Source organism: Pedobacter polaris (assembly GCF_005116505.1).
Lineage (GTDB): Bacteria > Bacteroidota > Bacteroidia > Sphingobacteriales > Sphingobacteriaceae > Pedobacter > Pedobacter polaris.
The window spans coordinates 1,087,442-1,099,944 of sequence record NZ_SWBR01000002.1; the positions used below are offsets into that span (position 1 = coordinate 1,087,442).

General features: G+C 33.6%; 8 protein-coding genes. 4 read left to right on the forward strand and 4 right to left on the reverse strand.

Annotation, left to right across the window (positions count from 1 at the left end; all coding sequences use genetic code 11):
- Nucleotides 1-6: 6 nt before the first annotated feature.
- The gene (gene mscL / locus FA048_RS10720; protein WP_136840667.1) at nucleotides 7-438 is read right to left on the reverse strand and encodes a large conductance mechanosensitive channel protein MscL; all 432 of its coding nucleotides are present in this window, start codon (nucleotides 436-438) and stop codon (nucleotides 7-9) included.
- A 154-nt stretch (nucleotides 439-592) separates the two neighbouring features.
- On the opposite strand from mscL, the gene rpoN reads away from it, so the two are divergent.
- The gene (rpoN, locus tag FA048_RS10725; protein WP_136840669.1) at nucleotides 593-2,065 is read left to right on the forward strand and encodes an RNA polymerase factor sigma-54; all 1,473 of its coding nucleotides are present in this window, start codon (nucleotides 593-595) and stop codon (nucleotides 2,063-2,065) included.
- Nucleotides 2,066-2,112: 47 nt separating this feature from the next.
- On the opposite strand, the gene FA048_RS10730 is transcribed toward rpoN, so the two are convergent.
- From FA048_RS10730 to FA048_RS10740, 3 genes are all read right to left on the reverse strand, one after another.
- Nucleotides 2,113-3,129 carry a PorP/SprF family type IX secretion system membrane protein gene (locus tag FA048_RS10730; RefSeq protein ID WP_136840671.1) on the reverse strand — a complete coding sequence of 339 codons (1,017 nt, stop codon included), beginning with the start codon at nucleotides 3,127-3,129 and terminating at the stop codon, nucleotides 2,113-2,115.
- 9 nt (nucleotides 3,130-3,138) lie between these two features.
- Entirely contained in the window at nucleotides 3,139-6,639 is a 3,501-nt protein-coding gene (locus FA048_RS10735; RefSeq protein WP_136840673.1) for a PKD domain-containing protein, read from the reverse strand.
- 129 nt (nucleotides 6,640-6,768) lie between these two features.
- Nucleotides 6,769-7,224, reverse strand: a complete 456-nt coding sequence (locus FA048_RS10740) for a response regulator (RefSeq protein WP_136840675.1) — start codon at nucleotides 7,222-7,224, stop codon at nucleotides 6,769-6,771.
- Between the two features lie 117 nt (nucleotides 7,225-7,341).
- Between FA048_RS10740 and FA048_RS10745 the strand changes: the two genes are divergently transcribed.
- From FA048_RS10745 to FA048_RS10755, 3 genes are read left to right on the forward strand one after another with little or no spacing between them, the layout of a single operon-like run.
- Nucleotides 7,342-9,672 (forward strand): Rv1355c family protein, encoded by a 2,331-nt coding sequence (locus FA048_RS10745; protein ID WP_136840677.1) that lies wholly within the window; start codon nucleotides 7,342-7,344, stop codon nucleotides 9,670-9,672.
- Nucleotides 9,659-10,372: a hypothetical protein gene (locus tag FA048_RS10750; protein WP_136840679.1), complete on the forward strand. Its 714-nt coding sequence runs from the start codon at nucleotides 9,659-9,661 to the stop codon at nucleotides 10,370-10,372. The genes FA048_RS10745 and FA048_RS10750 overlap by 14 nt, the downstream gene beginning before the upstream one ends.
- A 5-nt stretch (nucleotides 10,373-10,377) precedes the next feature.
- Nucleotides 10,378-12,501, forward strand: a complete 2,124-nt coding sequence (locus tag FA048_RS10755; RefSeq protein ID WP_136840681.1) for a sensor histidine kinase — start codon at nucleotides 10,378-10,380, stop codon at nucleotides 12,499-12,501.
- The last annotated feature ends 2 nt before the right edge of the window (nucleotides 12,502-12,503 follow it).

Sequence of the window (12,503 nt, forward strand, 5' to 3'; positions counted from 1 at the left end):
TTAAGCTTATTTATTCTTCAATAAGTCTCTAATTTCAGTTAACAATAATTCTTCCTTAGTTGGTGCAGGTGGAGTAGATGGTTTAGCCTCTTCGTTACGTTTTAAAGTATTAATACCTTTAACCAATAGAAAAACAACAAATGCCAAAAGTAAAAAATTGATTGCTACTGTAATAAAATTTCCATAAGCAAAGATTGAAGTATCAGGTATCTTTCTAGCTTCTTCTAATGGCAAGTTTGCTGGAACGGTACCTTTTAAAACTACATACAGGCTACTAAAATCTGGCTGTCCAATAATTGCAGACACAATAGGCATTACTAAATCTTTAACAACGCTGTCTATAATTTTACCGAAAGCCCCTCCAATAATTACACCTACCGCAAGGTCCATTACGCTACCTTTAACAGCAAATTCTTTAAATTCTTTTACAAAGCCCATAGCATATTTGTTTTTAGTTTAATTTAATAGAAATAAAAATATTAAAAATATTGTATTAAGAAAATTAAATATTAAAAAAGAATAATGATTTCTTCTTGCTTTAATTCTAAAAGCAAATGCGTATTTTTGCTAATTAGTACTTCTTTTTTAAAATATGTTAAGACAAAATTTACAGCAAAAATTATTACAAAAGTTATCACCACAACAAATACAATTCATCAAGTTGTTACAGGTGCCTACTGTTGCTTTAGATACACGTATTAAAGAAGAATTGGAGGAAAATCCTGCATTAGAAGATCCTAGTTTAATGACTGCTGATGAACCGGTAAGTGAGTATGATGATTTAAATGAACGTGATGATTATGATTCTGAAGCTAAGGAAGACACTAGTACAGATGAGTTTAATGTAGAAGATTATCTACAAGACGATAATACTAACGATTACAGTACTTCGTATAATAACGGAGATGATGACGAAGAGAAAAAGGAAACCCCAATTGCAATAGAAAGCACCTTTTTTGAAAGTTTACAAGAGCAATTAGACCTTGTACCACTTTCTGATACAGACTTTATAGTAGGCAAACAAATTATTGGAAGTTTAGATGATGATGGTTATTTACGTCGTCCAATCACTTCTATGATTGATGACTTAGCATTTTCTCAAAATGTAATAGTTGAAGAGGAAGATGTGCATGAAATGCTTAAAGTAATTCAAAGCTTTGACCCTCCTGGTATTGCTGCTAGTGATTTACAAGAATGTTTAACTCTACAGCTTAAGCGCAAAGATGTTAACAACCCCATCATTAAAAAAGCAATTTCAATAGTAGAGCATCATCTAGATGAATTTACCCGTAAGCATTATGATAAGTTAGAGAAATCTGTAGGGTTAAATAGTGAAGAACTTAAAGAAGTTGTTGCCGAAATTTTAAGATTAAACCCTAAACCAGGAGATTCAAATCAGGTTACCACTAAGCAGTTACAAATTATACCAGATTTTCATATCAGCAATAATGATGGTATTTTAATTCTAACCTTAAATTCAAAAAACGCACCAGAATTAAGGGTTAGCCGCTCCTACATGGATATGTTTGATCATTATGATAAGGCAGCTCAAAAAGATAAAAAATTAAAGGAAGCTGTTCAATTTGTAAAGCAAAAGCTAGATTCTGCAAAGTGGTTTATAGATGCAATTAAACAAAGACAGCAAACTTTGCTTAAAACCATGAATGCGATTATGCATTATCAGTATGAATATTTTTTAACTGCTGATGAACGTAAAATGCGTCCGATGATTTTAAAGGATATTGCTGATAAAATTGGCATGGATATCTCTACCGTATCAAGAGTAGCCAACTCTAAATATGTACAAACAGAATTTGGCACTTTCTTATTAAAATCATTCTTTTCTGAGGCAATTCAAACTGAAAATGGTGAAGAGGTTTCTAACAAAGAGGTTAAGAAAATTCTTGAAGATTGCATAGGCAATGAAGACAAACGTAGACCACTTGCAGATGAAAAATTAACTGAAATCTTAAAAGAAAGAGGTTATAACATTGCCAGAAGAACGGTTGCCAAGTATCGTGAACAAATGAATATTCCTGTTGCAAGGTTAAGAAAAGAACTGTAGGCAGTTGACAGTTATTAGTTGGAAGTTAAGCCTAATTAAAAACTTTATTACCACATTCTCATAGAACTCATTACCTGATAAACGTTATTTAATTGTAATCCAAGTACAATTTCATGACTTCCATAACTTACTTTATTAAGCTGAGAGGTTGTAAAATCATAAGAGTATGTTAGGTTTATGAGCTTGCTAACGCTTAATCCTGCCATTGCAGAAAACGAATCGTTATGCCTATAACTTCCACCAATCCAAATTCTATCTTTAAAAGCTAATTTTAAATTAGCATCAACAGATAATGGTGTTGGGCTAACATATTTAATCATAAATGAAGGAATTGCTGCAATATCTTCATCTATCATTAACTTGTAACCTGCAGTTACAAATAAATGGGGCACTTCTTTACCTGAATTATAATTTGGATCACTCGTAAAAGCTAACTTTTGAGGTAAAATTTGTTGTACTGATGCTCCAGCGAAAAAGCGTGAACCATATAGCCATAAACCCATGCTTAAATCTGGTTTAATCTGGCTTGTAATTGTATTATTTAAGGCTGGGTCATTTGGATCTTCAAGCGTTAAGGCATTTACATCTAATCCTATTCTTGTTATTCCTGCAGCCATTCCTACTGATAAATTCCAGGTTCCTGATAATTGTAAGTGATATGCATAAGTTAAGTTGGCGTCCAATCTAGCTATTGGCCCAGCTTCATCTAAAACTACAGTTGCACCCATTCCATGGTGAGCTGGTGAAGCTGTGTAATTTTGCATGTAATTCTGTTCCATGGGGTCATCTCCTTTCTCTGGTTGAGAAAGAGGGTTTTTCCATAAATAATCATTCCCTAAACTCCAGTGTGCAGATGCAAATGTGGTTTGAGGTGCGTTGTCTATTCCAGACCATTGTTTCCTATATCCAGCTTTAAAATCAGTATAATTTTCTATGCCACTAAGTGCTGGGTTTAATAAATAATTATTAAAAATGTACTGTGTGTATTGTGGTTTTTGTTGACCAAATGAATTAAAATTCAAGCCAATGATAATGAAACAAATGATATATATAATTATTTTCAAAGCTATCTATTATCTTATGATGGTTAAATTTCCAGTTATATTTTTTCTGCCACTATTTGGATTGATAATATAGTAATAAGTTCCCACAGGCAAAGGTTGGTTCCTATAGGTACCATCAAACGGATTCGAATAACCTTTACTACTTACATAAACTCTTTGTCCATTTCTGTCAAAAATCTCTACTGTTCCATTCGGATAAGTATCTAAATATTGAATATTCCATACATCATTTACACCATCGCCATTTGGGGTAAAGGTATTTGGCACTTTTACGTTTTGTAGCACATAAACATAAATATCATCAAACACTGTACAGCCTTGGCTCGAGGTTACCTTTAACATATATTTTGTATCAATTGCAGGATTAGCAATTGGGTTTAAAATATTAGGATTACTTAAACCGATTGAGGGTGTCCATTCATAAGTTAAACCAATCCCTGTAGCTGACGCATTAAACTGCTTTTCACCTCCTGCTAAAATATAAAAGTCATTGCCAACATCTATTGTTGGTAATGAATAAACCTCTATTGTTTGTACTTTTTGATCTCTACAACCATTATCTGCTGTAAAAGTATATGTGATATCGTGCTTACCTACACCAGCCAGCAGAGGATTAAAACTACCAGTTGGCGAAACTCCATTCCCTGTAAACACACCACCATCTCCCTGTAAATTACCAGTTTCTGTTGCTACTAATTGTACAACTCCACGATTTAAGCAAATAGGATTTAATGCATTAAATTCAACTTCTGGTGACGCTAATAGGGTTATAGTCTGTGGAGCAGAAGTTCTACTACAAGCAAGAGCATCTCCAGTAAATACTTTTAATGTTACTACAATATCTTTAGTTTGTGGGGTAGTAAATTTTGGTTTGGTAAATGTGTAAATTTGGTTTGGTGTTGGCTCTTCATCGGTTAGTTCTAATATGCCATTAAAGTACCATTCTAAACGCGTAATGGCTCCAAAACCAGGAACAGTTGAAGTATTTTTTAAACTAAAGCTCTGATTACTACATGCATTAGCAGTAAAATTCTTTTCGAAATTCGGGGAAGGGTTAGAGTTATTTATGGCAATTTTTTGCATTTTTATAACCTTACATCCCTTTGCATTTGTCACTGTAAGCGTTACAGTATATTCTTTTGCAACTGTGTAAGCATGATACCCATCCCTAAGTGTTGATGTATTATTTATCGCTCCCGGCTCTGTATCACCAAAATCCCAAGCATAAGTCAAGGAATTTGTTGAGCCATCAAAATCAGTTGAATTATTCTTAAAGACTGCTACTCCTGCATCAAGACAAACCTCAGGCAAATTAAACTCAACTTTTGGTAAATCATTTATTGTAACGGGCAAGGTTAAACTATGCACACATGCTTTATCCGTTTCAACCGTTAATTTAACATTGTAAGTACCCGGATTACTATATTTATGTGTCGGGTTTTGTAATGAACTTGTATTAGATGTAGAACCACTATCTCCAAAATCCCATGTCCATTTTATTATATTTCCTCCAATTATTTGAGATTGATCTGTAAATAAAATATCATTATCAATACATGTAATATTACTTGGACTAAATAAAGCTGTGGGTTTGGGGTTAATGAAGATATCATGAGGCTTGATATCAGAAAAGCAACCGTTTTCAGCACTTACTGATAACTTAACAGTAATATTTCCTGTTGTATTAAAAATGTGTTTAGGATTTTGTTCTGTTGATATAGGTGTCCCATCTCCAAAATCCCATTGCCATGCAGTAATATTCTTACCATTAACATTAGATAAACTCTTGTCTGTAAAGCTAATTTCATCACCTGTACAACCAATAGTTGCCATTTCAAATTCTGCAGTTGGCAAAGGATCTACATCAAATGTAAAATTAAGTTCTATTTCACTAGTAGAACAGCTTCCAGCGGTAGATGCTAATGTTGCAATTGCCGTAAGTTGAGTTTTACCAACCACAGTAAATGTTTTGCTAACTGGGGCTCTATAAATATAAAGTATAGGGTCTGTACCACTTGTTGTGAAAGACGGATTATCTATTTCAGAATCTGCTGTTCCATCACCATACTTCCAAATCAATTTATCTAATTTGTAAGGTAATGTTAATTTAAAATCTGATGCCTCTCCTAAACATGCGGCTGCATTTTCACTTCCTGTAGCTTTATTTACTAAAACTAAAAATTGTGTTGATGCTAGATTTGTACCAGCTGAGTAAGCATAAGATTCGGTCTGACCAAAACCATAAGCAATAGCATTAAAGCCATCGTCTGCAGTTAATGTTAAACTTTCATCAAAAACCTGAAGTTGAAGATATGAATAAGTTGGATCAGAAGGCATAGTTTGCCATGTACCATTAGGAACATTTCCATTCAATTTAAATGTTGAAACTTTATTAGTTTTTATGAAAACATTAATGTATTTCGCTCCTATAAGATTTTTTTCTGATGAAAATACTGTAATGTTCTTAATATTAAACTCTGTTGGATTTAGCAATACCATTTCAGGATCACCCGTCATTGCTCCCCCAAAAGTAGAGGAGCAGGCTTGACTTAATGAATATTGAGCAACGCTAATTAGCTTATCTCCGCTTACAATTGCAGGAGCGGTTAATATTTCACTTTCATAAAAAAGCCCTTTATTTCTTGTAGCTACATTTACACCATTTATAAAAATTTTAGTCCCATCTTCCTGCGCCAATACCCTAATAATATATCGCCTATTAATAAAGGGAACAATGCCATAAGTTTTGCCCCAACTATTTAATGAATATAGCTGTTGCAATAATGGATCTCTTGAACCACTACAACCAATACTTATTGATGTACTACCAGAGAAAGCTGCAAAACGCTTGCAATTTGAGGTCGCTGAATTAACTTCAACAAAAACACCTGTTAAATCTTCTCTTATAGATGGCATATACTCATAAACATCACCTTTGTTTAATTGAGGAATGGTAATAGTGCTTCCATCATTTTTATGAAGGATTAAATTGGTGTTATCATCGGCAGCAACTAAAGTTAAAAAACCTTTACTTTCTCCATCTCCTCGATCTTGTGTATAATTCATAGAATAATACTTTTGACCTAAAGCTTCATATGGTAAAATTAAAGTTGCCGCAGAACGAAAACCGGCAAAAACATGGCTGTAAGCTACAACTTTAGGTTTGCCAGGTGTAACTACAATATGTATACCTCTATTGCTAAGTAGAGTATTTGCTTCAGAAGAATTAATATAAGAATCTAATCTCGGCACTAGAAATGTAACAACAGTATTAGCTGGTATAGGTGTTGGAGTGGGGCCACTACTCCAACTGCCACAAGTAACTGTCACTTCTGAATCAAATTTAGAAGTGACATTCACATTCATTGTCGCAAGACTTGATGAGCTGGGGTCATGGGTAGGAAATACAGTCCAAAACTCCATTCCTTCATTAGAAATATTCTGGGCATTTGCTGAATTATAAAATCCAGCTAAAAGGAATAATAAAATGATGAGGTAGAAGTTCTTCATTGAGGCATTCAAACATATTTAGTCAATACAATAATAATGTTTAAAATACTAAACTCCTCATTATTTTGCAATTATGTAGGGTAAAATACTACAACTAACAGCTGTTGGCCTAATGCTATTCTAAATAAATTAAGATAATAAATTCTGTCTGGCAATAAATTCTAATTGTCTATTTGCTACAATTAGCTTTTCGGTAAGCTCTTTATTTTCTTTACGAAGTGTATATATTTCTATTGCTTTTTCTATATTGATCCTTAAATCTTCTTCCATCCATGGCTTCTGGATGTAACGGTAAACCTGTCCCTTATTAATTGCGTCAATCACCGCATCGATATCTGTATAACCAGTTAAAATCATCCTTATCGGATCTGGATGAGCTTCTAAAATTGAAGCTAAAAATTCTACTCCCGTAGTTTTTGGCATTCGCTGATCGGTAATGATAATATGGATATCCTCCTGATCCAATATTTTCCTACCCTCATCTGCAGATTCTGCAGTAAATATTTTATATAATCTACGGTATGTAGCTGCAAAAGCACTCAAATTATGAGGTTCATCATCTACGTATAATATGTTTGTGTTCATCCTGTGTGTTATAAAAGATAAAAATACTTTTTTATTATTACTCTTAAAAGACTAATTTAGTTGTTTTAACATTTAATTGTATTTTTATTACTCAAACACACAATTACAAACTATAAAATGCAAACCAAAATTGGTTCAAACTCATTACTTTCAGCGCTGATTGATCAAACGTTGACGCAACAAAACATCTATAAACCAGTATTTTTCAGACTTATAAATTCAACAGACAAAAGCGAATTCGAAAACCTAATTGTACACCAAAATAATTTACAAATTTACGATCATATTTCTGCTCAGGTCGAAGAACTAATTAAATGTATCCATCCAACAATAGTTTTTTTGCCACCCGCAGAATTAGCCAAGGCAGTAGCAGATAAATTTCAAGGCAAACCAACAGAAGAATATGGCGTTTGGGTGTATTATCCCTGGGCACAAAAATTAGTTCATTTGTTAGATGAGGAAGAATTTGCAGTAGTAAGAACCAATAGAAATAAGCATAAAATAACAGATAAAGAACAAAACTTACTTTCACAAAAGAAAATAGGTGTAATGGGTCTTTCTGTTGGTCAATCTGTTTCTTTGGCACTTGCCATGGAAAGGGGTTTTGGAGAACTACGTATTGCTGATTTTGATGAATTAGATCTTAGCAATATCAATAGAATAAGAACAGGTGTTTACAATTTAAAAGTTAAGAAAACAGTAATCGTTGCAAGAGAAATTGCCGAAATTGACCCATTTTTAAACGTAGTTTGCTTTGATGAGGGAATTACTGAAGGAAATTTAGATCTTTTTTTAAATGGAAATGGAAAATTAGACTTATTGATTGACGAATGTGATAGTTTCGATATTAAGATAAATGCTCGTAATAAGGCAAAATCCTTAGGAATTCCAGTGTTAATGGAAGGAAGTGATCGTGGCACAATAGACATCGAAAGATTTGATTTAGAGCCAGAAAGACCAGTATTACATGGGATGGTTGAACATTTGGATATGAGCAAATATCAATCACTCACCACCATGGACGAAAGAATTCCATATATCACTGCTGTAACTGGTGTAGAGACGCTTTCGCCACGCATGAAAGCATCTGCAGTAGAAATTATGGCTACTATATCCACTTGGCCTCAATTGGCAAGTGCGGTGATTTATGGAGGTGGCATAACGGCAGATCTTTCTAGGAAAATCCTTTTGGGTAACCTCACTGTTTCTGGAAGGTTTTTTATAGATATGGATGAATTGATTAGTGATCCTGTTCAGTTAACAGCTGACACTACCCCTACTCAAACAATTGCACCTTTAACTACTAATGCTATTGAAGAATTTATAGCCCTACATCGGTTAGCTTTTGAAGAAAACACTTATCAATTGCCAGCAAATGTTCTAGAAGATATCATTATTGCTGCTGGCAAAGCCCCTTCTGGCGGAAACAATCAACCTTGGCGCTGGCATTATCAAAATGGATTGTTACACTTATTTTTAGAGCAAAGTGCGGCTCAAGCTTACTTAGATCCTCAATACATTTCTTCTTATATTTCTTTAGGTGCTGCCATAGAAAACTTACTTTTAGCCGCAGCAAATCATAATGTAGCAGTAAATTATCAACTTACACCTCAATTTGCTCCAAATCACATAGCCTGGTTTAGCTTTAAATCCAAACATCCAACTTCAGCACAAGAAAAACAGTTATTTAAACATATAAATTTAAGGCATACCAATAGGAAAATCGTACCAAGACAAGAGATCGATGTAGCAGAATTAAATTATTTAGCAAGTTTAACCACACAAGTGGAAAATGCTAAATTGCAATGGATTACTGACCCAGAAATGGTCAAAGCAATTGGAGCTATTGCTACGCAAACAGATTTATTAAGAATGTTTATTCCAGAGGCACATGAAGATTTTATTACCAAAGAAATGCGGTGGGATTTAGCCGAAGTTAATGCTACCGAAGACGGAATAGGTATACATACTTTAGATTTAAGCAACAACGATCAAATAGGTATTCGGTTGCTTAAGGATAAGAAAATGATTAGTTTTTTACAGCAAATCAATGGAGGAAGCGGATTTAAAAGACTTTCAATGATGCAGTTCATGGCATCATCTGCGGTTGGTTTAATTACCATGCCTAAAGGCGAGATTGCTTCATTTATTAATGGAGGAATTGCAGCAGAGAAGTTGTGGTTGGGTGCAACAGCTTTAAGTTTACAAATTCATCCTGTAAATGTGCCTTTGATATTTTTCTATAAAAACAGTATTGAAGATAGTCTGGTAATTCCAGCAGATACTAAGGCACAATTAACACAGGCAGAAAACAATTTTAAACAAATTTTTGGCATAACTGATGATGAACAAGGTGTATTTATGTTCAGAATCTTTAAAGCTGCCCCTTCACCAGAAAGAACCATCAGAAAATCAACCGCTAAAACATTCTCAATTGGAAGAGCATAAACCACATATTGATAATTTATATTTCAAAGCATTTAGGGCGGTTGATAACCGTGAAGCCTGCATGAAATTTATAGAAGGCCATACCCATGTACTAGAAATTTTTGGAATTACCCAAATTACATCTGCTAAAATAGATTGGGTACTTAATCCAGATGTATTTGTAATATTAGTTACAGCAGAAGAAGGAGGCAGAGCACTTGCAGGTGGGAGAATTCATCAAGCAAACCATAAAAATCCTTTACCCATTGAAGATGCAGTTGGTTACATGGACGAACGCATTTACCAAATGGTTGAAGAAAGAACTGATGCTGGTACAGGTGAACTTTGTGGGCTATGGAACTCTTGGGATATTGCGGGTTTAGGTATAGGGAGTATGCACTTAAGTACGGCATGTGTAGCTTATGCAGATTTAATTAATTTAAGTACTCTTTTCGGCCTTTGTGCACCAGCAACTTATCGCAATTCTATTAGAGGTGGCTTTAGGGTAATAAATGAAATTGGTATCAATGGAAAGTTCTACTATCCAAAAGAAGATCTTACTGCAACCTCTATTTTAGTTGATGACATTAAAGGATTACCTTTAACTCATGAACCTGAGAGAAGCATTGCAATGAATATGAGAGCAAATTCAATTACACAACAGCAAATACAATCTAAAACAGGAGAAAGTATTACTTTACATTTCGATTTAACCATTTAAAAAGCATGAAAAGACTTTTACGCTTTCTATTCCTTTTCGCTTTTTCCTTAAGCTTTTTAAACGCAAGCGCAGTTTATCATGAAGGCATTGTAGAAAATGGTTTTACTCCATCCTATTATAGAGATGGTACTAACAAAGCAAAATTAAATCAGTTACTAGACAAGAAGTTCACACTCATTAATGCCGAAATATTCAACTTCGGATTAGATAGTGCTACCTTTTGGATTAAAATGACCAGGCAAAATGATAAGAGTTTTACTAATAATATTTTATTTATAGATCAATCCCGGTTAGCACTTGCAGAAATGTACGTAGTGAGAAAAGACAATATTATTCAGGTAAGCCCACACAGTTCTTCTCTATATAAAAACAATAGCTTGGCTCAAGGTAAAATATTTAAACTTCCAGAACTTATCCATAAAGATGACGTCATTTTTTTAAGATTACGTGCCACCGAAACTTTTCTAGCACCAGTAAGCATTAAAGATGAAGGTTCTTTACTAAGTACTTTCTCTTTACGTGGTATTATTTTCGGTTTTTATACAGGTATAATGGTGATTATGTTTGTATATAACCTTTTCCTCTTTATTATTATTAGAGATAAAAGTTATTTATATTACATCTTTTATATCCTTTTTACCTGGTTAACACAAATTTCCATACAGGGTTATTCATCAAAGTATTTTTGGGCCCAAGGGAGCGTTCTAGACAACTATTCGGTAGTACTATTTTCTAGTCTAACGCTTGTTTTTACCAGTTTATTTACCTTGTCTTTTTTAAATACAAAAGTATTTTCTAAAATTTGGCATAAGCTAATTAGTATTTTCTTTTATCTCACCTTAATTAACTTAGCAGTTTTATATTTTTCTGGCATCTATTATGCATTTATTACAATGCAGTTTTTAACCATAACCGGAACAATACTTGCATTATCGGCTGCTAACTTTGTGTATTTTAAAAAGCATTTTAAACCAGCTGGATATTATTTAGTAGCATGGTCTGTTTTGCTAATTGGTGCTATACTTTTCATTTTGAAAGATTATGGTGTTATCCCTTACAATAACTTCACCATTTATCTTCTACAAATTGCGTCGGCTATTGAGGTAATGTTGCTCTCTTTTGCATTAGCAGATAAAATCAACTTCTTCAAAAAAGAAAATGAAGTTGCACAAGCTCAAGCCCTAAATACATCTCTAGAAAATCAGAAATTAATTAGAGAGCAAAATGTTGTTTTAGAGAAAAAAGTAAAAGAAAGAACCGAAGAATTAGAAAGCGCAAATTCTACATTAAATGTTACCTTAACTAACCTTAAAGACACTCAATCTCAATTGGTGGATGCCGAAAAGATGGCAGCCTTAGGTCAGTTAACAGCTGGTATTGCACATGAAATTAATAACCCAATTAACTTTGTAACTTCTAATATTAAACCATTAGAGTTAGATATTAATGACCTAAAAGAAATCATTACCAAGTACGAAGAAATTGATTTTGATCAAGATGTTAAGTCGCAAATTGAGGAAATTGAAGCATTTAAAAAACAAATTGACTTAGGCTTTGTTAACAATGAAATTACCTCTTTACTGTCTGGCATTAGTGAAGGCGCCAAACGTACGGCAGAAATTATTAGAAGTTTAAGGAACTTTAGTCGTGTTGATGAAACAGACATGAAGCCCATAGACCTAAACGAAGGTTTACAGTCTACTTTGGTACTGGTTAGAAATAACTTGCCAGACAATTTAACAGTAGTTAAAGAATATGGCAATTTACCCAAAGTAGAATGTCTGCCAGGAAAAATCAATCAGGTATTTATGAACTTAGTTTCTAATGCCATTCAAGCTATTAAAATTAAAGAAGACCAAAAAGAAGAAGAGTTTTTAACTATTAAAACTTGGTACATCGATCAACAAGTGAAAATTAGCATTAAAGACACTGGTATAGGAATGACCGAGGAAACTAAACACCGCATATTCGAACCATTTTTTACAACTAAAGACATTGGTGAAGGAACAGGATTAGGTTTATCTATCGTATTCAGTATCATTGAAAAACATAAAGGACATATAGAAGTTATCTCAAAACTTGGTGAAGGAACAGAATTTATTATTACCTTGAACGTAAATCCAGAATAGAA